Source organism: Pantoea allii (genome assembly GCF_002307475.1).
GTDB lineage: Bacteria > Pseudomonadota > Gammaproteobacteria > Enterobacterales > Enterobacteriaceae > Pantoea > Pantoea allii.
Window position 1 is genome coordinate 53,818 of record NZ_NTMH01000053.1, and the last position, 22,175, is coordinate 75,992.

The 22,175-nt window shown below is 50.5% G+C and carries 19 protein-coding genes; 12 read left to right on the top strand and 7 right to left on the bottom strand.

Annotated elements, in window-relative coordinates:
- Positions 1–354 precede the first annotated feature (354 nt).
- Together CMR03_RS26005 and ompC are read right to left on the bottom strand one after the other, a co-directional pair.
- On the bottom strand, positions 355–519 hold the full coding sequence (locus CMR03_RS26005; RefSeq protein ID WP_443094393.1) for a GFA family protein: 165 nt from the start codon (positions 517–519) through the stop codon (positions 355–357).
- Positions 520–593: 74 nt separating this feature from the next.
- Positions 594–1,694, bottom strand: coding sequence for a porin OmpC (gene ompC / locus CMR03_RS23060; protein WP_096012758.1), 1,101 nt, complete (start codon positions 1,692–1,694; stop codon positions 594–596).
- 1,106 nt (positions 1,695–2,800) lie between these two features.
- Between ompC and CMR03_RS23065 the strand changes: the two genes are divergently transcribed.
- From CMR03_RS23065 to CMR03_RS23085, 5 genes are all read left to right on the top strand, one after another.
- Positions 2,801–3,760: a hydroxyacid dehydrogenase gene (locus CMR03_RS23065; RefSeq protein WP_096012759.1), complete on the top strand. Its 960-nt coding sequence runs from the start codon at positions 2,801–2,803 to the stop codon at positions 3,758–3,760.
- Between the two features lies 1 nt (position 3,761).
- Positions 3,762–4,460 carry an RraA family protein gene (locus tag CMR03_RS23070; RefSeq protein ID WP_096012760.1) on the top strand — a complete coding sequence of 233 codons (699 nt, stop codon included), beginning with the start codon at positions 3,762–3,764 and terminating at the stop codon, positions 4,458–4,460.
- Between the two features lie 75 nt (positions 4,461–4,535).
- Entirely contained in the window at positions 4,536–5,930 is a 1,395-nt protein-coding gene (locus CMR03_RS23075; RefSeq protein WP_096012761.1) for a DASS family sodium-coupled anion symporter, read from the top strand.
- Positions 5,931–5,943: 13 nt separating this feature from the next.
- On the top strand, positions 5,944–7,107 hold the full coding sequence (locus CMR03_RS23080) for a metallo-dependent hydrolase (protein ID WP_096012762.1): 1,164 nt from the start codon (positions 5,944–5,946) through the stop codon (positions 7,105–7,107).
- Between the two features lie 143 nt (positions 7,108–7,250).
- Positions 7,251–9,134, top strand: coding sequence for a sigma 54-interacting transcriptional regulator (locus tag CMR03_RS23085; protein ID WP_096012776.1), 1,884 nt, complete (start codon positions 7,251–7,253; stop codon positions 9,132–9,134).
- Here CMR03_RS23085 and CMR03_RS23090 read toward each other — a convergent pair.
- Entirely contained in the window at positions 9,124–10,029 is a 906-nt protein-coding gene (locus tag CMR03_RS23090) for a LysR family transcriptional regulator (protein WP_063880643.1), read from the bottom strand. The genes CMR03_RS23085 and CMR03_RS23090 overlap by 11 nt on opposite strands.
- Positions 10,030–10,126: 97 nt before the next feature.
- Between CMR03_RS23090 and CMR03_RS23095 the strand changes: the two genes are divergently transcribed.
- Together CMR03_RS23095 and CMR03_RS23100 are read left to right on the top strand one after the other, a co-directional pair.
- Positions 10,127–10,726 carry an NAD(P)H oxidoreductase gene (locus tag CMR03_RS23095; RefSeq protein WP_096012763.1) on the top strand — a complete coding sequence of 200 codons (600 nt, stop codon included), beginning with the start codon at positions 10,127–10,129 and terminating at the stop codon, positions 10,724–10,726.
- 90 nt (positions 10,727–10,816) lie between these two features.
- The gene (locus CMR03_RS23100) at positions 10,817–11,923 is read left to right on the top strand and encodes a right-handed parallel beta-helix repeat-containing protein (RefSeq protein ID WP_244181419.1); all 1,107 of its coding nucleotides are present in this window, start codon (positions 10,817–10,819) and stop codon (positions 11,921–11,923) included.
- Positions 11,924–12,110: 187 nt separating this feature from the next.
- Here CMR03_RS23100 and CMR03_RS23105 read toward each other — a convergent pair whose 3' ends face one another.
- On the bottom strand, positions 12,111–12,509 hold the full coding sequence (locus CMR03_RS23105; RefSeq protein ID WP_014594376.1) for a winged helix-turn-helix transcriptional regulator: 399 nt from the start codon (positions 12,507–12,509) through the stop codon (positions 12,111–12,113).
- A 102-nt stretch (positions 12,510–12,611) separates the two neighbouring features.
- On the opposite strand from CMR03_RS23105, the gene CMR03_RS23110 reads away from it, so the two are divergent.
- Positions 12,612–13,625, top strand: coding sequence for a zinc-dependent alcohol dehydrogenase family protein (locus CMR03_RS23110; RefSeq protein WP_096012765.1), 1,014 nt, complete (start codon positions 12,612–12,614; stop codon positions 13,623–13,625).
- Between the two features lie 193 nt (positions 13,626–13,818).
- On the opposite strand, the gene CMR03_RS23115 is transcribed toward CMR03_RS23110, so the two are convergent.
- A complete protein-coding gene (locus CMR03_RS23115; RefSeq protein ID WP_096012766.1) occupies positions 13,819–14,487 on the bottom strand; it encodes an ATP-dependent Clp protease proteolytic subunit in 669 nt (222 codons plus the stop codon).
- A gap of 627 nt (positions 14,488–15,114) precedes the next feature.
- On the opposite strand from CMR03_RS23115, the gene licT reads away from it, so the two are divergent.
- The 4 genes from licT to CMR03_RS23135 all read left to right on the top strand — a co-directional run bounded on the left by licT (position 15,115) and on the right by CMR03_RS23135 (position 21,085).
- Positions 15,115–15,948, top strand: a complete 834-nt coding sequence (gene licT, locus CMR03_RS23120) for a BglG family transcription antiterminator LicT (protein WP_096012767.1) — start codon at positions 15,115–15,117, stop codon at positions 15,946–15,948.
- 132 nt (positions 15,949–16,080) lie between these two features.
- Positions 16,081–17,943 carry a PTS beta-glucoside transporter subunit IIABC gene (gene bglF / locus CMR03_RS23125; protein WP_096012768.1) on the top strand — a complete coding sequence of 621 codons (1,863 nt, stop codon included), beginning with the start codon at positions 16,081–16,083 and terminating at the stop codon, positions 17,941–17,943.
- Positions 17,944–17,955: 12 nt separating this feature from the next.
- Positions 17,956–19,350, top strand: a complete 1,395-nt coding sequence (locus CMR03_RS23130) for a glycoside hydrolase family 1 protein (protein ID WP_096012769.1) — start codon at positions 17,956–17,958, stop codon at positions 19,348–19,350.
- A 394-nt stretch (positions 19,351–19,744) separates the two neighbouring features.
- Positions 19,745–21,085: an MFS transporter gene (locus tag CMR03_RS23135; protein WP_063880634.1), complete on the top strand. Its 1,341-nt coding sequence runs from the start codon at positions 19,745–19,747 to the stop codon at positions 21,083–21,085.
- 218 nt (positions 21,086–21,303) lie between these two features.
- Here the strand turns inward: CMR03_RS23135 and CMR03_RS25950 are convergent, their stop codons facing one another.
- The gene (locus CMR03_RS25950; protein WP_371873631.1) at positions 21,304–21,774 is read right to left on the bottom strand and encodes an IS3 family transposase; all 471 of its coding nucleotides are present in this window, start codon (positions 21,772–21,774) and stop codon (positions 21,304–21,306) included.
- Positions 21,775–21,847: 73 nt separating this feature from the next.
- On the bottom strand, positions 21,848–22,165 hold the full coding sequence (locus tag CMR03_RS23145) for a transposase (RefSeq protein WP_158087022.1): 318 nt from the start codon (positions 22,163–22,165) through the stop codon (positions 21,848–21,850).
- Positions 22,166–22,175: the final 10 nt, after the last annotated feature.

The following is a 22,175-nucleotide window of genomic DNA, read 5'->3' on the forward strand; positions in this document are numbered from 1 at the left end:
CATAAAAGTATAAAAACCGTTCAAGAGCCTCATGCTATACGGCGCGGCCTGTCCGGTGGGCTGTGGTGATATGGATTACCACGATTGGCGGCGTGCGTTCATGAAGGCGGACGCCCCATCGCTAAAACGGGCATAGTGTCCGGTCAGTCACCAACGTCACCAATGTCACCAAAATGCAGGTTGTGCCTGGGTGGCGATTTCAGCCGCTAAAAGCAGATGACGTAGCTCATCTACAATCAGGGCAGGCCGTGTCTGGGGAATAAAGCTGCAGGCGCAGAGAGTGCGCATAAATGCTGGCGGGCCGCCACAAATACGCTTTGCCGCCTGAAGACGAGGCGAAATGCAAAGGGACGCTTAACTGGCCGACGATGTCAGGCGCGCGGGTCGCTCAGGATACATGGCAATGCCGCCCGACCCTTTCTTGCACCGCGTGCAATGGCAGGCAGACATATCCAGCCTGTCGGCCTGCAGGAGAAACTGACACTTTCCACACAGGCAATGTCCGCTAAACCTTTGCAGGGCTTTCCTCTTTCACCTGAGTGAATACAAAAAAGCCAGCCCACAAGAGCTGGCTTTGTATGAGTAAGGTCTTATCAGAACTGATAAACCAGACCTACAGCAACGATATCATCCGTGGAGATACCGGCTGCTTTGGTGAAGTCATTGTCATCCAGCAGGTTGATTTTATAATCGACAATCGCTGACATGTTTTTGTTGAAGTAATAGGCCGCGCCCACGCCCACGTATTTCACCAGATCCTGGTCGCCAAAATTGCCTTCAATATCTTTGCCTTTGGACTGCAGGTAAGCAAGGGTTGGACGCAGGCCAAAGTCGAACTGGTACTGCGCGACCATTTCGAAATTTTGCGCTTTGTTAGCGAAACCGATGGCACCATTACCGATGCGGGTGGCGTTATAGGTCTGAGTGAACTGCGCTGCCAGGTAAATATTATTGGCATCATATTTCAAACCGCCGGTATAGGTTTCGGCATTATCACCTTCACCCAGTGCCAGACCATTTTGGTCCAGAGTACGTTTGGAGTGAGAATAGGCCAGACCTGCGCTGATACCGTCCCAGAAGGTATAAGTTACAGCCGCACCGTAGCCATCACCATTTTGCTTCTGAGCATTACGCCCGTTATTGGTGGCGCCTTCTCCGTTATTGCCCCCGTTTCTACCCTGATACTGCAAGGCAAAGTTCAGGCCGTCAACCTGACCGAAGAAGTCGGTGTTACGGTAGGTCGCCAGGCCGTTGGCACGCTGCTGCATAAAGTTATCAGAACCGTAAGTGTCGCCGCCAAACTCAGGTAACACATCGGTCCATGAGGTCACATCGTAAACCACACCGTAATTACGGCCATAGTTAAACGAGCCATAGTCACCGTATTTCAGACCTGCAAAGCCCAGGCGGGTCCATGACTGATCGTTGTCACTTTCCGTTTTATTAGCCTGCATATTGTATTCCCACTGACCAAACCCAGTCAGTTGATCGGTAATCTGCGTCTCGCCTTTAATGCCCAGACGAGCATAGGACTGATCACCATCTTCACCTTTGTCATCTGAGAAATAATGTAAGCCCTGTACTTTGCCGTACAGATCAAGTTTGTTTCCATCTTTGTTATAAACTTCAGCAGCATTTGTTGTACCTGCTGCTAACAATGTAGTTACTGCCACTGCAACTAATTTAAGTTTCATGTGAGAAGTCCTTTTATTTATCTTTTGTATTTACCTGAGCCATTGATGAATGAGGCGCGCTTAAATGGCTCACTACTTTTAAATGACAATGCGGTACGAATTCAATAATAAGTTTCCTGTGTGTGTGACTTATTTGTCTTTATATGATCTGGATCTATATGATTGGAACTGTATGTTATCATTGTGTTTTTTAATTATTGTTCTTGGTTGGTTTGTTTTTTAATGTCTTTGTTGTTTTTTTAATATGGTTTTTTATGACTTTATTTTGGTTGGGTGGTTAGTTTTACTTTGCGGTGTTTTTTAATTGTTTTGAATGATGAATGGAAGGGTTAATTTCCTGCTCCATATGTAAGTGAATGACTTAATGGTAGGTTGGGTTGTTAGGTTGGTATTATTGAATGGTGGATTTTATGTTGAAATGAACGAAGATTGAAGTCGGTATTCAATATTAATTATTTAAAATAAATATTAATAAATTTGGCAATGGACATAAACGCATCATTAGTTGCCAGTAAAAAATATATCAGCGAATTGCGCTCTGTTGTTTCCCCTTATCATTTTGCTGAGGTGCTGAGGTGCTGAGGTGCTGAGGTGCTGAGGTGCTGAGGTGCTGAGGTGCTGAGGTGCTGAGGTGCTGAGGTGCTGAGGTGCTGAGGTGCTGCCCGTCATCACAAGCTGGAAAATGGATTGCAGTGATAATGGTTAATAATTTACTTCCGATTCGTTACGTGCTTTAGAAAAAGCGTTAATCATGTTTCTTTTAAATTAAGGTAATTTTCACTTTGTTTTTTATTTGTTGAGTTTTATTTTTGGTTTTATTATTTATGTTTATTCCTCTCTCTGTGACTGAATTCATGATCTCCAATTGCGTGTTAACTGATTCACAACGCCAATTTAAAAATGAAAATTTTTAAAGGAATGCCTTTTCTTTTTGAAATGCCATTTTTATTTTCGTGAGGCTAATCACTTCAAAATTGTTAGCTGATGGTGCTGTTGTTTTTTTATTTTCATCTAAATCAATCACTTGAGTGATTTAACTCAATCTCTTTTTATCCTGGCACGTCCTCTGCAAAAGATATGCTGAGTTCAACACAGGAGATCATTAAATGACGTATAAGATTTTGCTCCCTCAGGAAATTATGGCGGAAGGGCGCGCCTATTTAGAAAGTCGAGGCTATGAACTGATTACGGGTTCAGGAATGGAAGAGGAAGACATCATTCGAGATATTCCTGACTGTGACGGCATTATTGTGCGTCTTTCAAAAATGTCCGATCGCGTATTCGAGGCGGCTAAGAAACTCAAGGTCGTGGCCAGACACGGTGCCGGATATGACACCGTCGATCTTGAATCCGCCAAACGTCACGGTGTTGTGGTGCTGAATGCGCCCATTGCTAACAGCATGTCCGTTGCGGAGCTGGCTATTTTCTACATGCTGCACTGCTCGCGTAACTTCAGGCTGGTCGAAGAGAAGATGCTGGAGGATTACTACTGGGCTAAATTACGTACGCCAAAGGTCGAACTGGACGGCAAAACGCTTGGCTTAATTGGCGTGGGTAATATCGGCTCACGCGTCGCGCTCAAAGCCTTGCACGGTTTCAACATGAAAGTCATTGCCTACGATCCTTACAAAACCCAGGCGGAGATGCCAGAAGGTATCGAGCGTACCGACGATTTTGATCGTATTTTCCAGGAAAGCGATTTTGTCTCTCTGCATTGCCCAACCACCGCGGAAACTCTGGATTTCGTCGGCGAAAAGCAATTTGCGATGATGAAGCCAACGTCGTACTTCATTAATACCGCCCGCGGCAAGCTCGTTGATGAAAAAGCGCTGTATCACGCGCTCGCTAACCATCTTATCGCTGGTGCCGGCCTGGACGTCTTAAAGAAAGAGCCATTCGATCCGAACGATCCGATTTTTTCACTCAGTAATGTCGTTATTGGCCCACATATTGGCGCCGCCACGAAAGAAGCCACAGACAGAGCTTCACTGCATACCGCAATCGGTATCGATGAGGTTTTGTCGGGTAAAAAACCCACCTGGCCCGTTCCCGGCTTTGGAGAATAAGATGACTATTGGCAACCGTATTTATTTAAAACGTCCCGAAGGCAACCCGGATTTACTTAACGCGTACGCGCAACTGCCCGCCGCGAATATTGCTGACACCATGAATCGTATCGCCGTACTGGGTAACGGTATTCAGCGCATATCTTCGCCACAGAAACCGGTAATGGCGGGTTATGCCATTACGGTTAAAGCGCGGGCTGGCGACAACCTGATGCTTCATGCCGCACTGGATATGGCCACGGAAAATGACGTCATCGTGGTCTCCAACGAAGGCGACCGTTCCCGCGCGCTGATGGGCGAAATCATGGTGGCTTACGCCCATTACTGTAAGAAGATCGCCGGTATCGTGCTGGATGGCCCCATCCGCGATATTGATGCCTTATCGGTATTAGACTTTCCTCTGTTTGCCACGGGGTCAAATCCGGCAGGTCCGTTTAAAGAAGGTCCGGGTGAGGTTAATACGCCGATTGCCGTTGGCGGCGTTGCCGTATGTCCTGGCGATCTTATTGTTGGCGACGCAGATGGCGTGATTGTTGTTCCCCTGCGTGATGCGGAAGCTCTGCTTGTAAAAGCACAAGCCTATGCAAAATTTGACGCCAGCAAAGTCGAGGCGGCTAAAAATGGCACGGCAAATCGCGCGTGGGTGAAGAAAACGCTGGATGAGAAGGGCGTTGAATTCATCGATGACGTTTACCGTTGATCGGCTGACATAATATCCATTCGCTCAAGCCACGGAAGTGAATCTTCCGTGGTGATAAAGCAAAGGTAATCATCTATGTTCTATTTAAAACTTTTACCGATCGTTTTTTTCCCGGTTTTATTTTGGATAATACCTAACCCTGAGGCTGTGTCAGCGACCACCTGGCATATGGTCGGTATTTATCTGGCCATGCTGTGCGGTTTAGTGCTTCGCCCTTTTACTGATGCGATTATCATGCTGATTATTTTAGGCATCGCATCAATCTTTATCGATCCCCATATTCTGTTTGCCGGTTACGGCACCTCTATGGTCTGGTTTATCATCAGCGCCTTTATTATTTGCAAGGCGTTTGTGATCACGGGTCTGGGTAAACGTATCGCTTATGTTTTATTAAAGCGCTACGGCAAAAATACGCTGACGTTGGGCTATTTAATGATGGTAACGGACACGGTGCTGGCACCCGCTACCGGGTCGAATATGTCGCGCTCTGGCGGTATCGTATATCCCATCTTCAGAAATATTGCCGAGGCACTGGGCTCTAAACCGGACGACGGCAGCCGCAGAATCGGTGCTTACCTCACTATCCTGATGTATGTCGTATCGATGGGGACATCCAGCCTGTTTTTAACCGGGATGGCAACCAACGCCATTACCGTGTCGCTGGCTAACGAAATCATGAAGGTCAATCTGGACTGGATGACCTGGTTTAAAGCGGCCGTCATTCCTGCCGGATTGATCCTGCTGCTTTGCCCATGGATTCTCTATAAAGTTTATGCACCTGAACTAAAGAAGATCGATAACGTCAATGAGATTGCTGAGCAGGGGCTGAGTGAACTTGGCCCGGTGAAGCGTGAAGAGAAACTGCTGATCGTGTTCTTCATCATGGGCGTTTTGGGATGGATGACGGGCTCGGTTACTGGTATTTCTTTTATTCCCGTGGGGTTTGCCTTCCTCGCCTGCCTGCTGTTATTCAAAGTCTTAAGCTGGGAACATGTCGCCAGCGAGAAAGCGGCCTGGCAGACCTTTGTCTGGTACGGGGCTTTTTACGGCTGTGCCGTCGCGCTGTCTAAAGGCGGATTCTATGTCTTCCTGGTCGGCGTGATTAAAAACTATCTGGACCTGTCTCATCTCAGCGAATTCAGCGCAATCGGCGTGCTGATATTTATCAGTCTTGCGGTGCGTTATTTCTTTGTATCCAACAGTGCGTTTGTGGTCTCGTTCTACCCCGTACTGTTTACCCTCGGTATGACCACGCAGGCTGATCCCATGTATATCGCGCTGTCACTGGCGTTTTCGGCGGGATACGGCGCGCTCCTGACGCATTATGGTAACGGGGCTGGCGTATTTACCTTCTCCAGCGGCTATGTTCCGCAAAAGACTTTCTGGTTTTTGGGCACGATGATGGTGCTGATTAACGTCATTGTTTATTTCCTGATTGGTATCCCTTACTGGAAATTAATTGGTATTTAACCGGAGGATAAACATGAAACTGGATATGCTTATCAGGAATGGCCTGACTGTTGATCTCGATAAACACGATTATATCAGGCGGGATATTGGCATCATCGGTAACCGTATTGTTGACCTAAATGACGTCGATGGTACTGATGCTGAAACGGTGATTGATGCCGCGGGCTGTCTTGTTCTGCCCGGGCTTATCGATTTCCACGCCCACGTTTTTCACGGCGGCACGGCTATCAGCGTCAACCCGGATGTCGTTTGTTTACCCAATGGTGTAACCAGCGTGGTCGATGCCGGCAGCAGTGGCTGGGTAAATTACAGGCTGTTTCGTAATAGCGTAATTAACACCGCGACCGTAAAGATAAAAAGCTATCTCAATGTGGTCAATGTGGGCCTGTCGACGCTCGGCGGCGGGCCGACGGGTTACCTGGAAAACACCAATCCGGCGAACGTTAACCTGGAAAAAATTGAGCAGGTCTTAACTGAAAACCAGGACAACATTCTTGGCTTGAAACTGCGTTACAGCCAGGATATTGCCAAAGGAAAGCTCTACAGTAGCGATCCGTTTTTGGCGACAGTTGCTCTGGCGCGTAAACTTAATACCTCACTCTGTGTACACGTAACGGACTCACGGCTACCGGCAGATGAACTCATCCAGCATTTCAACGCGGATGATATCTATGCGCACTGTTTCCACGGCACAGGTCATACCATTCTCAACGGTCAGGGCGAGGTGTACCCGTCTGTTCTGGCGGCACAGCAACGAGGCGTAATCTTTGACTGTTCAAACGGTGTGGCGCATTTTGATTTTAACGTTGCCCGCAACGCGATGGATCTGGGGTTCTACCCGGATATCATCAGCACCGACTTAACTCAGCGCAACAGTCTGCGTACCGATAAGGTCTACAGCCTGCTACATGTCATGTCCAAATACCTTAATATGGGGATGTCGCTGTTTGAGGTTATTCGGGCGGTTACGAGCACGCCGGCCAGACTGATGAAAATGCAAGGGCAGACAGGTACGCTGGAGCCGAATGCATTTGCCGATATTTCAGTGGTAAAACTGCGCAATGAAAAAATTGTTTTCGAAGATACTCAGGGTGCCAGACTGCAAGGTGAACAGTATATCGATAACTGCGTCACAGTGAGTAATGGCCAGATCTGCTATCGACGCCTGCATTACTAATCATTAAATACTCCGCCTCGAAAGCCTTGTGATCTAAACGTAGCAAGGCTTTTTTTACTCAAGCTGGAATGACGTCTGTCAATATCTCATTCATCGTTATCCTTATACTCGATGAAATAGCGTTCGACAAAAGCGAATCTTTAATGAAGTCTAATGAAATCGTCATTTTCTCCGTTTCGAAAACCATAACCCAACGTATTTTAAATTTTCTTATTGAAAAGCAGCTTGAATTGCCAGTGTACGAGACGGGCTATTCAGAAGTATTAGATAAAGCGAATGAGATGATTCGATCAGGCACAAAAATAATTATTAGTCGTGGCGGGACTGCCGCGCTGCTTCGCAGCAATGTGACCATTCCGGTGATCGAGATAGCCCATGATTTTCATGGCATTTATCGTATTCTTAAGCAGGCAAAAAATAAATCGCAAAAGATCGCTGCGATAGGTTTTCCACAGTTTTGTAACGCGCTTAAGCATTACCAAAACATGACCAATGAAAATTTAAAAATCTGTCAGGTCTATAATCACTATGACATTGAAAGTGTCGTAAAAAATCTTGCAGAAAACAACTACAAAGTAGTCATAGGCGGCCTGACGGTTGCAGAGATGGCAAGGAAATATGACCTTAATGTTGTGATGGGTGACACGGATAATAATTCAATTGAGCAAGCCATCAATGAGGCCTTCAGTTTATTAAAATATATCCATCAGGAAAATCTGAAGCTGGATATGAGCTATTCCGCGATGAATCAGTCTCGTGAGGGCATTATGTGCATTGACCAAATGGGGGAGGTGGTGAGCATTAACAACAGAGGTAAAACCCTTTTTCAGTGTCATGCTGGCGATAAAATTTACCGTAAAGAGGCTTTCAAAGAGATTTATCGCTCAATTATCGACGAGTCAGATGTAAACGAAATGATTGTTGAACTCGACGGTGATTTTATCTGTACCTCAATAAAGCATTATACAAAGCGCCAGGATGGCTATTCCATCGTGACCGGATTCATTCAGAGCAAGAGCCAGTGGCGAAACAGTGCGGACAAAAAGAAAAAACAGCAAGGCTTTTATACCCGCTATGCTTTTGATGACATTATTGGTCATTCAGCAAGCATTAACATCGCGATTAATCAAGCGAAGCTGTGTGCGCGTCATGATGCCCCCGTCCATATTTTAGGTGATACCGGCACCGGCAAAGAACTCTTTGCGCAGAGTATTCATCATCACAGCACCAGAAAACATGGCCCCTTTATCGCCATCAACTGCGCCGCCATTCCTGAAAACCTGCTGGAAAGCGAGCTGTTCGGCTATGCCGACGGTGCCTTCACGAACGCGCGCAAAGGCGGAAAGTCCGGTGTCTTCGAGATGGCAATGAAGGGCACGGTTTTTATCGATGAGATCAGCGAAGCACCGCTCAATGTCCAGGTCAAATTACTGCGCGTCCTGCAGGAAAAGCAGTTTGTCCGTCTGGGGGGAGAGCAGCTCATTGCGGCCGACTTTCGGCTAATTACCGCCAGTAATAAAGATCTGCACAGGTTAGTGGAAAAGGGCGTTTTTCGTCAGGACCTTTACTACCGTATCAATATTCTGGCGCTCAGGCTTCCTGCGCTGGCTGAACGGGACGGCGATATTGAATTACTCGTCCGGCATTTACTCCATCAGCAGGGAAAAAACATCACCTTTACGCCAGATGCGCTGGCGGTGTTAACGCGTTACCCCTGGCCTGGTAATATCCGCGAACTACAGTCGGTCATCTACAGGCTGACCGTTTTTCACGATCGCGATGTGATCGACAAAGACGCACTGCTGCAGATCGCTCGCCTCGGCCATGAGGACGGCCCTGCCAGCCATCAATCTCTGCCCTGTGAGCCTGTGGCTGATGAAACGGATCTGTTAAAGAAGCAGGAAAAGCAGCTGATCAGGCGCGTCATGGCGACAACCCAGGGGGATAAGGCCAGAGCCTCAACCATGCTCGGCATCAGCCCGACAACCCTGTGGCGTAAGTTAAAAGAGTACGAGCTTAACGGCTAAACGCGGCTGACGAAGCGGCTTTGATGTAGTCAACAAATGCCCTTAACGCCGAGGACATATAATGGCGGCTGGGATAGTAAAACTGCAGGCTGGGCTGTTCGGGTAACCACGCCTCCAGCACCGGAATCAGACGACCGTCTGCCAGGTAAGGTTTAACCTGTTCGTGATAAAGATAGCCCATTCCCGCGCCGCACAGCACGGCATCAAGCTGAGAGTCCATATCATCCAGTACGATATTACCGCCCGGAAGTATCTCAAGCCTGCCTTCCGGGCCGCCGAATTCCCATTGATAAATGCGACCGCTGCCGTGACGGAACATCACACATTGATGATTAACGATGTCACGTGGGTGCGCCGGGGGCGCATGGCGGGCGAAGTAGTCCGGCGTGGCCACCACAACCAACTTAATTTTGGGGCCGACAGGAAGGGCGATCATGTCTTTTTCAACCCTGCTGCTGAGACGAATGCCTGCGTCAAAACCCTCTTTAACGATATCCACCAGCCGGTCTTCTGTGGTGATTTCCACGCGGATATCCGGGTAAAGCCGACTGAATGCTGCCACCAGCGGGATTAACACCATGCGCGAGGCCAGACGCGAGGAATTAATTTTCAGTGACCCCATTGGCGTCTGACGAAAACAGTTAGCCTCATCGAGTATCACATTGATTTCATCAACGGCCGGGCGCAAACGTTCAAACAGATTTGCACCCGCTTCCGTGAGTGCAACGCTTCGCGTCGTACGGTTGAACAACCGAATTTTCAGCCGCTGCTCCAGTTGCTTTATGGCATGGCTAACCGCCGAGGGCGACAGGCCCAGCTCGTCACCGGCCGCGCGGAAGCTTTTGTGGCGGGCGACCGCGATAAAGGTCGCGAAGTCATAAACGTTCAGTTTCATTAGTGAAAATCTCTCATTAACCCATCTCAAATCATAGGTTTCACACAGTAATGTGGCGAGCGTAATGTGAGTGCCTCAACACAAGATGAGGTGAAAGATGAAACCAGCAAACCTGTATATCGTTTGGTCACATCCCCGTGCCGATTCACTCACCGCACAGATGGTGGCGAGCCTGCGCCATCGGGCGGAACAACGGGGTGCGCATGTTAAAACGCTGGATCTCTACCGCAGTGGCTTTGATCCGGCGATGCGGGAAGAGGACGAACCAGAGTGGGAAAATCCCGCTAAATGCTACTCGCCACAAGTCCATCGCCTGTTCAACGAGCTTAACGATCGGGATGCCATTATTTTTGTCTTCCCGTTATGGTGGTACAGCTATCCCGCCATGTTAAAAGGCTATCTGGAACGCGTGTGGAACTATGGTCTGGCCTACGGTGAAAACAGCGCGTTAAAAGATAAAAAAGTACGCTGGCTGGCGCTGGTCGGCGGTTCTCAGCAAACCTTTATTAAATACGGCTGGGAGAAAAACATCACGGATTACATGATGGGCGTTACGGGCTATCTGGCGATCGGTGACGTCGAGGTTCATTTCCTCTATAACACCCTGGGGGGGGAGGAGACGATTGAGGACAGCCACTCGCATTATGAGCAACTGTTTGCACAAGCGCGGGCGGTCGTAGACAGCACCATTGGATAAAACATGGCAGGGCGATCGCTGCCCTGCAAAACGGCGTACGTGACAGCCTGGCCTGTATCGGCGGTCGGGCGTCGACAGGAGATGACCAAAATGAAAATAGCCATAGCGGGCCTGTTACTGATATCCGGCTCTGCCATTAGCGCGGTGGGCAGTTGCGATGTTATTGGTGGTGGGGCGCAGTATCAGGAGCGTCTTACGCCGGATAACGTCGCCCACTATGTCACTGTCCGCACTTTCGATGCGTTGAAACAGGCTGTCGACAGCAATCATCCCTTCATCTATATCCCGGGTGATGTCACCATCACGGTGCCGAATCAGCCACAGGCTTTGCGCATCAAAGCCGGGCAGACGCTTTTTAGCAATCGTGGTGAAAACGGCAGTCGGGGCGCTTTATTACAAACGCCATGGCTCAATGACGGACTTAATCAATATCCTGTGTATGTTGTTGAGGCTAAAGCAAGGATAACCGGGCTGCGTATTGAAGGCCCCTCTGGACAACCGAACACGCCGAATAAAACGATTGGTATCCAGTTTTTACCCGGCACCGATCATATTGATATCGACAACAATGAGATTTATCACTGGCCGTGGGCCGGGATTAGCGTAAAAACGTCCGTCGACAATAAAATTCATCACAACGTTATCCACGATAATATCCGTACCCAACTGGGCTACGGTGTGGTGGTACAAAATGGCCATGCCCAGGCCGATATCTACTGCAATACCTTTAACGCTAATCGTCATGCTATTGCCGGAAAAGGCGATGACGGTGAGGGCTATCACGCTTATGACAACCTTGTGCTCAATGGCGGAGCACGGGGCGCTTACCATCAGTTTGATATGCACAAGGGCGCGCAGGGCCACGGCGGGAAAAACATCATCATAAACAATAATCTGTTTGATTATGGCCGCAGCGGGACGTCAAACCGAGGCAGTGTTTATATTCGAGGTGTACCGACCGACGGGCCGGTTAGCGTTAACGACAATCTGTTTACCCAGCCCTGGACGGTAGGCTCGCAAACCGCAGTGGGTGGTGTGCCTGGCTCAATCCCGCCGGTTGAGGAGATTAAACGCCACAATCGTTTCAGTGTGGCGGCACATTACAGCAAAGATGCGGCCGGATTTTGTGTTGTCTCCGTGGCAGAGCACAGGATGCCGGTGAACTGTGAGTCGGTTGCTTCTGTTCTGGAGAAATAATCGATGGCGAGGCAGCACAGAAAACCGGTCATCGGTTGCTGCGGGCTACCTTGTGATGTGGCAGATGGAAACGCACTAAACGACTGAACCTCACCACCGGCGTTTCAGGTTCCTCCCCATGATATCCTGCGGAGGAACCTGTCCAGCGTCAGTCATAACAGGTTTCGGGGTCAGCGCGCACGGCCATTCATTGTGCTTCAGCCTCGGACGTTTCCGGCACAACGGCGGGTTTTTTTTTGCCTAATAAGGCCAGCGCGTGTTGCTCTCCCCACTGCTTTAACAGCCCAAGCAAAGGCGCAAGCGAAGCGCCTTCTTCGGTCATGCTGTACTCCACCTTCGGCGGAACTTCAGCATACACTTCGCGATGAATTAACCCGACGTTTTCCAGTTCCCGAAGTTGCCGCGTGAGTACCCGCGGCGTGATATCACCCAGCCGTCTTCTTAGCGCATTAAACCGCAGCGTTTCGTTTTGCAGGTGGTAAAGAATCATCCCTTTACCCTTGCCGCCAATCAGTTCCAGCGTGGCTTCAACCGGGCAGGCCACCGCATCGTAATTTTCATATCTTGGGGTTTTTACAGTATCCAAAATGTACCTATATCACCTAAATGACCGTATTTAATAAAATGCACATATGGTCTATGTTTAGCAACTGCTGATTAAGACATCCCTCTTTTAACGGAGAAAAGCATGAAAGCACTTACCCTTAAAGCACCAGGCGGCCTCAACAATATCCATGTGTCGGACATCGCCGATCCGGGCCAACCGGGCAAAGGTGAGATTCGGGTCGCTATCAAAGCCGGCTCCCTGAATTTTCACGATCTGATTGTCGCGACGGGGCAGTTTCCAACCGAAGATGGCCGCATCCTGCTGTCTGATGGTGCAGGCGTTGTTGACGCCGTTGGCGAAGGCGTTAACGATTTCCGTGTGGGCGATAGCGTGGTTTCGACGTTCTTTCCTGTCTGGCTGTCCGGCAAACCCACGGCAGACGTCGGTGGCTTCGCCCACACGCCAGGAGACGGCATTGATGGCATGGCCAGCGAATTCGTGGTGCGTTCTGAGAATGCCTTTACTCATGCCCCGAAAGGCTGGACGCACACCGAGTCAGCCACGATCACCACATCTGGCCTGACAGCCTGGCGCGCCCTGATCACCGAAGGCAAACTGCAGGCCAACGATACCGTGCTGGTGCAGGGAACGGGCGGCGTGTCCATTGCCGCCCTGCAGATCGCCAAAGCGATGGGTGCCAGGGTGATCGCCACCTCCTCATCAGATGAAAAGCTTAAGTACGTTAAAGCGCTGGGTGCCGATGAAACCATCAACTACCGCACCACCCCGAACTGGGGCGATAGCGTCCTCGCACTGACCAACGGCGTGGGCGTGGATCATGTTGTTGAGGTGGGCGGCCCGGCGACGCTGGGCGAGTCACTGAAAGCGGTCAAAATCGGTGGGCACATCACCCAAATCGGTATCATTTCCGGCGATGAAGCAACGCTGTCCATTCTGTCTGTTCTGGCGAAGCAGGTCACCATTAAAGGCGTGATCGTTGCCAGTCGTCAGGACCAGATTGACTACGTGAAGGCGCTGGAAAGCATGAACCAGAAACCGGTTATTGACCGGACGTTTAAATATGACGATATTGCCGAGGCCTTCGCCTGGCAGCAGAGCGGCTCGCATCTGGGCAAAATCTGTGTTGAGTGGTGACAGATAGATAAAGTGGGCAGGTAAGCCTTGTCATAAGAGGCGAAAACCTGCTTGTCGTCGGTCAAAAAAGGGTGCATACGCTGTGCACCCTTTTCAACAAAACCCTCTGCACAGCAAGGGGAAATGAGCGGTGTTGTCATCCAACGGCTCGAACCTTGTCTGACTTGCAGGCTCAGCCCCTCTTCATCATCTTTTAGTCATTATCATGAATATAATACGCGGCATCAGCAGGCTGAAAATCGGTCATTTCGCCTGTGGCGATGCCCGTGGCTAATGCCTGCTTGTTGTCCAGCAGCTTATGGTTATCTTCACTGTAGGTGATCTTTTCAATCTGCTCGTCAGTGAGGTGGGTGCAGGACTGATAAATCGTTTTTATCACGTTCCGGTATCTGCTGGTAAATTCGCTTTTCTCGTCCAGCATATTTTCACTGACATTGCTACGCGGCGGGTTTCCAACGGTTGGCGCATGCAGTAAGAAAATGCTGTCACCCATAACCTGCCTCTTTTGTGCGCCGCAGTAGATCATCGTCGCCGCGGATTCCACGGAGGAGGCGTTTACGGTCGTAACGGGAATGGGGGAGTTTTTAACGACCTGATAACCAATTTTCCCGGCATCAATGTCACCACCGGGACTGCTGATATAGAGCAGCACCTGCGTGGCTGATTTATAATTCTGACCGATCTCATCGAGCACGGATGAAAGCGACATCACCTTATTAAGCGTGACCGCGCCGGTAAAAAACACCTTTACGGATTTAACCGTATTTGGCGGGCGTTTGCCGTCAACGACTCTGTTGATAGCAGCCAAAGAGGGTGCACTGATCGTAATAAACAGGGCCGCTATCAAAGCGTTATATTTCATTGTTGAATCATCCCTCCGTTTTTTTCATTTCTTATCAGCCACAGGGATTTTATGCAATGCCGATTCGTTTGTTGCAGGGCTTTGTTACCCTTAAATATATTTCTCATTATTATTTATCAGGCATTTTTAATCATTAGGGTGCGAATTGATTTTCCTCGCGATAGTAATAGCGTGAATCCCGGAATACCTGATGTTTAACACTGTTTTGAATATCGCGAAACCTGTTATCAGTGAACACCTGCGCCTCTGAACGGAGTGCTGTCACCTGAAAGCAAATGGCGGCGCATGGAGGATAATCCAGCTGTCGGGTGATTGCCGGATGACCGTGAATGCGTTGACCAGGCACGTTCGACGCGCACACTGAAGGCGCTCTCAACACAAAACGCTGTCGGTGTCGGTCAGGTCATCGATTCGCGCCTTATCCTGGGTGTATTTTCGCCTGTCTGCGCTCGCGTGCAGTGAAAACATGAAGAGACCTTCGCGCGACATCACGTTTTTAGTGGCGGTGTATTGAGGCGCAAAATGAAACTGATAAGATGCCTTTTTTGGATTGTTACTGCTGCGGCAGGCAAAACCTGATTTCCTGGCCTGTGCCGGAAGTCGGGTTTTTTTGTTTCTGGGGTTCTGATGAAAATCGCCAAAATACTTAATAACAATGTGGTGGTTGTTCTGGATGAGCACGGGCGTGAGCAGGTTGTTATGGGCCGGGGGCTGGCGTTTCAGAAACGTGTGGGTGAAGCGCTGGACAAGCAGCGTGTAGAAAAGGTGTTTGCGCTGCAGAACGATGAGCTGGTTCATCGCCTCGGGGAGTTACTCAACCAGATTCCGCTGGAGGTGATGACGACCTGCGATCGCATTATCGAACGGGCAACACAACAGCTGGGGAAATTGCAGGACAGTTTGTACATCACCCTGACCGATCACTGCTACTTTGCGATTGAGCGACAGAAGAAAGGGCTGGCGATTAAGAACGTTCTGCTGTGGGATATCAAACGGCTTTATCCCAGGGAGTTTGCGTTAGGGCAGGAGGCCAGGCAAATCATTGCCAGCCGTCTTCATACCGAGCTGGACGAGGACGAAGCCGGTTTTATCGCGCTGCATCTGGTCACCGCGCAGCTCAACAGTGAAATGCCAGAAGTGATGCACGTGACGCAGGTTATGCAGGAAATCCTGCAACTGGTGAAATATCAACTGAAGCTGGATTACCAGGAAGAGTCGCTCAGTTATCAGCGCTTTGTGACGCACCTGAAATTTTTTGCTCAACGCATGTTAACGCGCACCGTGGTGCCGGATGATGATGTTTCACTGCATTCGGCAGTCAAAGACAACTATGCGAAAGCCTGGAAATGCGCGGAGAAAGTTTCACAATATCTACAGCAAAGCTATCAGCGCGAACTGACAACGGAAGAGATTATGTTTCTTGCCATTCATATCGAACGGGTAAGAAAAGAGGCGCATTAAGCCTTATTAACACAGGATTGTAACTGCATTGCGCAGGCAAAACCTGAGCGCGGCCCATGACACACAAGGGGGCCGTTCTCAGGTTTTTTTATTTTTAACAGATGCCAGCGGCATCGCTCTGAGGACATCAACATGAAATATCAACCGTTGGCCAGGGATATTCTCAGCCACGTCGGCGGCAAAGAGAACATCATCAGTCTGGTGCATTGCGCCACGCGTCTTCGCTTCCGGCTCAAAGACCATCATCAGGCGGATGTTGAAGGGCTCAAGCAGAATCCCGATATCATCATGGTGGTAGAGAGCGGTGGACAGTTTCAGGTGGTGATCGGCAACCACGTTCACGAGGTCTGGCTGGCGGTATGTGATGAAGCGGGACTCACTGACGAGACGCACGACCACAGCGATGATAAGGCTGAAAAGGGGCATTTTTTTGGCCGCCTGATTGATGTGATCTCCGCTATTTTCACGCCGTTTATCGGCATTCTTGCCGCCTCCGGTATTTTGAAAGGGCTGCTGGCTCTTGCGGTGGTGTGCGGATGGCTGACTACCGACAGCGGCACCTACAAAATCTGGTTTGCCGCCAGCGATGCGTTGTTCTTCTTTTTCCCGTTAGTGCTGGGTTATACGGCCGGTAAGAAGTTTGGCGGTAATCCTTTTATTACCCTGGTCATTGGTGGCGCGCTGACGCATCCGATGATGCTTGAGGCTTTTCACGCCAGTCAGCAAGCCGGGGCGATAAGCGAATCATTTCTTGGCATCCCGATTACCTGGTTCAACTATAGCTCCTCTGTGATTCCCATTATTCTTGCCGCATGGGTCAGCTGCTGGCTGGAAAAACAGGGCAACAGGCTGTTGCCCTCATCGATGAAAAACTTCTTCGCGCCGCTGATCTGTATTGTGGTGACCGTGCCGCTGACCTTTCTGGTTATTGGCCCGGTGGCGACGTGGCTCAGCCAGTTGCTCGCGAATGGCTATCAATGGATCTACGAACTGGCACCGTGGCTGGCCGGCGCGGCAATGGGCGCGCTATGGCAGGTTTGCGTGATTTTTGGTCTGCACTGGGGCCTGGTTCCGTTAATGATCAACAATCTGGCGGTGCTCGGTTATGACTCAATGCTTCCGATGTTACTGCCCGCCGTGATGGGCCAGGTGGGCGCCACGCTGGGGATTTTTTTACGCACCCGAGACGCTCGTCAGAAAATGCTGGCGGGATCGTCGATCATGGCCGGCATCTTCGGCATTACCGAGCCTGCGGTGTATGGCGTGAATCTGCCCTTGCGGCGTCCGTTTATCTTCGGCTGTATTGCAGGCGCGATTGGCGGAGCCATCGTGGGATTCAGCCACGCGCACGTTTATTCATTTGGCTTTGCCAATATTTTTACCATCGCGCAGATGATCCCGCCTGGTGGCGTCGATATGACGCTGTGGGGCGGCATCGTCGGTGCGCTGGTGGCATTCGTCCTGAGCGGTGTGCTGACCCTTGTGGCTGGCATGCCCAAAACGCTGGCGCCCGATCTTCCAGGCGTTCTGTCTGTCGAGAAGAACGAGGTGCTGGCACCGATGACGGGGACGGTGTTAGCTCTCGATCAGGTGCCTGATGCCACGTTCGCCAGCGGCGTGATGGGTAAAGGCGTCGCCATTATTCCAGCCGATAACCAGGTTATTGCGCCCTTTGCGGGCGAAGTCGCCTCGCTTTTCCAGACGAAACACGCCATTGGCCTGCTGAGCGATAGCGGTATTGAAGTGCTTATTCATGTCGGCATCGACACCGTCAAACTCGAAGGGAAACCTTTCACCGCCCACGTAAACGTCGGCGACAAGGTGCAACCTGGGGACATTCTGCTGACGTTTGATCGTCAGGCCATGCTTGCTGCCGGATTTGATCTGGCAACGCCCATCATTATCAGTAATAGCGACAGCTTCGACACGGTGACCGTTTTGTCCTCTTCCGCTGTGGAGGCGGGAATGCCGTTGCTGCGCGTCAGTGACCACTAACAGGAGAGTCAGATGAAAACATTTCCAGAGACATTTTTGTGGGGCGGCGCGCTTGCCGCTAACCAGGTAGAAGGCGCGTATCTCAAGGATGGTAAAGGCTTGTCCACCTCTGATGTACAACCACAAGGGGTTTTTGGCCCGGTTGTCGAACGCGTGGCGGGGGACAGCGGCATTAAAGATATCGCAATCGATTTTTATCACCGCTATCCCCAGGACATCGCGCTGTTTGCCGAAATGGGGTTTAGCTGTTTACGCGTTTCCATCGCCTGGACGCGCATTTTTCCCCATGGCGACGAGGCGCAACCTAACGAGGCGGGCCTGGCTTTTTACGATAAGTTGTTTGATGAACTGGCAGCACACAACATTACCCCTCTGGTCACGCTGTCTCATTACGAGATGCCGTGGGGGCTGGTTAAACAATGCGGCGGCTGGGGCAATCGCAAGGTCATCGGCTTTTTCGAACGTTATGCCCGTACCGTTTTTACCCGCTATCAACACAAGGTGAAGCTATGGCTGACGTTCAACGAAATCAATATGTCGCTGCATGCGCCGATGACAGGCGTGGGACTGCCGGAAACCAGCAGCAAAGCGCAGGTTTATCAGGCCATTCACCATCAGTTAGTGGCAAGCGCGTTAGCCGTTAAAGCCTGCCACGAGGTCATCGCAGACGGCAAAATTGGCAATATGCTGCTGGGTGGACTGGTGTATCCGCTCTCCAGCAAGCCCGAAGATGTTCTGAAGGCGCTGCAGGAAAACCGCACCTGGCAGTTCTTTGGAGACGTGCAGTGTCGGGGCGCGTATCCCGGCTACATGTTGCGCTATTTTCGTGAAAACGCGATTCAGCTGGATATCACCGACGCAGACCGCGATGCGCTGATGTCGACCGTGGATTTCATCTCCTTCAGTTACTACATGACCGGTTGCGTGACCACCGATGAAGAACTGAACAAACAGGCGCGGGGCAATATTCTGAGCATGGTGCCCAATCCTCATCTGAAGAGTTCAGAGTGGGGCTGGCAAATCGATCCTGTCGGCTTGCGCACCTTGTTGAATACCTTATGGGACCGCTACCAGAAACCGCTGTTTATTGTGGAAAATGGTCTGGGTGCCAAAGATACGCCGGATGCGAATGGTATGGTTCAGGATGATTACCGCATCAATTACCTCAATGACCATCTGCAGCAGGTCCGTGAGGCGATTGAAGATGGCGTAAATGTGATGGGTTATACCAGTTGGGGGCCGATCGATTTGGTGAGCGCGTCTAAGGCAGAACTGTCTAAACGTTATGGTTTTATCTATGTTGATCGCGATGATTCCGGGGCCGGGACATTGGCACGCAGTCGTAAAAAGAGCTTTTATTGGTATCAGAACGTGATTGCCTCTAAAGGTGCCTCGTTGAAAGCATAACGACCTTCAGGCTGGTTGAGGCTCATCCTTCGTGTCGCCTCAACTTGCCTGCCATTCTTCGCGCCGCTGGTGGCGAGCGTTAACCAGTAGGCCATTCTCTCTGTCGTATTATCCCGCACAGGGCCAAACCCCATTTGCGGGAAGGCTCTGCCTGCTTTTTCTCTGCGGCTTATCCCCAAGTAGCTACAAGATCACCGCCTGAAAACTCCTGCAGCGTCACATATCACAACTCGTGCAGCTACCTTTTTGTGACAAATAACACAACCTCATAACATTTGCCTGCACAGGGAAAGGTTTACCCAGATAATGATTGTACTTTGTACACCGTAGTTTTACAAGGTAAAACAATAATTGTGTCCCGGCGTAAAACCATGATAATTCTGCGAGGAACACCATGTCTGAAAAGATGCCGAATGGCGCTCTAACCTCCGAGATAGAACAGCAGACCGTAAAGCGCGTTATACGGCGGATTCTGCCGTTCCTGATCGTCTGTTATCTGATCGCGATTATCGATCGGGGCAACATCGGGATGGCAGCGTTGCAAATGAACGAGGATCTTGGCTTGTCCAGGGCGGTCTTTGGTCTGGCAAGTAGCCTGTTTTTTGTCGGGTATTTCCTGTTCGAAGTGCCCAGCAACTTAGCGATGCAAAAGATTGGCGCAAAGATTTGGATATCACGCATCATGGTGACGTGGGGCATCGTGTCCGTCTGCACCGCGTTTGTTTCAAGTGCCGAAATGCTCTATTTCCTGCGCTTTCTGCTGGGGGCTGCCGAAGCAGGATTCTTTCCCGGCGTTATCCTTTATTTAACCTACTGGATTCCGGGTAAATATCGCGCTCGCGTCATTGCCACCTTTATGGTTGCGATCCCGGCGGCAAACTTTATTGGTTCACCGATCTCGGGCGCAATATTGTCACTGGATGGATGGTTCGGATTACGCGGCTGGCACTGGCTGTTTATTTTAGAAGGCGTTCCCGCCGTGCTTTTAGGTGTCGCCGCCTTTTTCCTGTTAAGCAATCGCCCTGAAAATGCGACCTGGTTAACCGAAGAGCAGCGTAACTGGCTCAGCACCACGCTTGCGGCAGAAAATGCGAAACGCAAAGTGATTGGCCATATTTCGTTGTGGCAGCTTCTGCGCCATAAACACATCTGGGTGATGGCACTGATTTATGCGGGTGCTTCGGCTGCCGGTTCTACATTGAGCGTCTGGTCGCCACAGTTGCTCAAGTCGTTTGGGCTGGACAACTTCACCACCGGTCTGGTTAACGCCATTCCTTATGGCCTGGCGTCGGTTCTTATGATTATCTGGGGACGCAGCTCTGACCGCACGGGTGAACGCCGCTGGCATACTGCGTTAACGCTTTTCCTGATCGCGGGCGGTCTGCTGTCAGCGTTCCTCACGCAGTCGCTGGCGGGAAGCGTGGTCATTCTGTCGCTGGTGCTGATTGGTGCTTACTCCATGAAAGGGCCATTCTGGGCGCTGGCGTCGGGCTGGATGTCTTCCACCACCGCGGCGGCAGGCTTAGCCGCTATCGGCGCAATGGCGAATCTGATTGGTGGTGGCCTGATGGTTAACGTCTACGGCATTATCAATGAGCAAACCGGCAGTCATGCATTGGCGATGGTTCCACTGGCGGTACTCTGCAGTGCGGGAGGCATTGCGGTGCTGATCATGGGCCGCAAAAGCGCGGCGAAAATCGAGGTGGATCAAAGCCTGTCGACCGCAAGCAAATAGTGGGTTCGTCTGAACATCGGTAAAGCGCCTGAGGGCGCTTTTTTTATGCCAGACACGTTTACAGGGCAGATAAAGGGCGAGAGGAGGGCGCAGTTGTGTTTAATGTCAAACAAGGAGAGTGTTTAAAGACGTGAAGTGATTACAGGTTATGAATGTCCGCTGTGAGCGAAAAGCGGACGTTCGCTTTCGGGTAACCTAATTCATATGCCAGAGGATCTCTAAAAGATAATGGATCGTTTAAGCGGGGCACTTACACTTCCATCTGTTGTCGCCGAACAGCAGATGGCATCTCGATCACAGCAGTCAAGGCTGAACACCGCCCGCCCAACTTCCCGATTCCAGCAGCGGATTTCGAAGCTATCTGAACACCAGCGCGTATCCAGCTTAAGTGTCACGACGTTGCCGGTATGACAGCGCTCTGGCTTTTTATGGCTAGATTTTGCCAGCAACAGGTTATTCGCCCGCATGATCCGGTAAATACGTTTGGGGTTAACCCGCCAGCTTTGTTCCTTCAGAGCACGATTGAGGTGTGCAGTCACGCGCCGATAGCCGTTTGTCGCCCGCTCGCTGCATATCTGGCGGATAAGCGGTAACACTCGGGCGTCACCATCTTTGCCATAGCGGGCTGACCGGTGATAGCGCTTCTTCCGCAACCGTTCATAAAGATTCGAACGTGATACACAGACCACTTCCCCTATTCGGATGATGGGGTATCGTCCGGTGGTAGCAATGGCATACGCGATATCAACTTTTTTACCTGGGCTATCTCAGCGCGTCCCGAAGGATTTCGGCTTCCATCGTTTTGCGTCCCAGCATTTGTTCAGGCTGTTTGACTTTTTTCTCCAGCGCTTTGACTCCGGAGACGCTGACCACCTCGTTGCCTGCGGCGATCGCAGACTTCCCATCATCGTTCATGAGCCGTTTCCATTTAAAAAGAAGACTGGGTTTGATGCCATATTGCCGGGCAACGAGTGAGACGGTGTATCCGGGCTGCATGACGAGCGCAAGAAAACGGGCTTTATCTTCGGGAGTATAACGACGGCGCTTTTGCTCGCCAGTGATCACTTCGATTCTTTGCACAGGACACTCC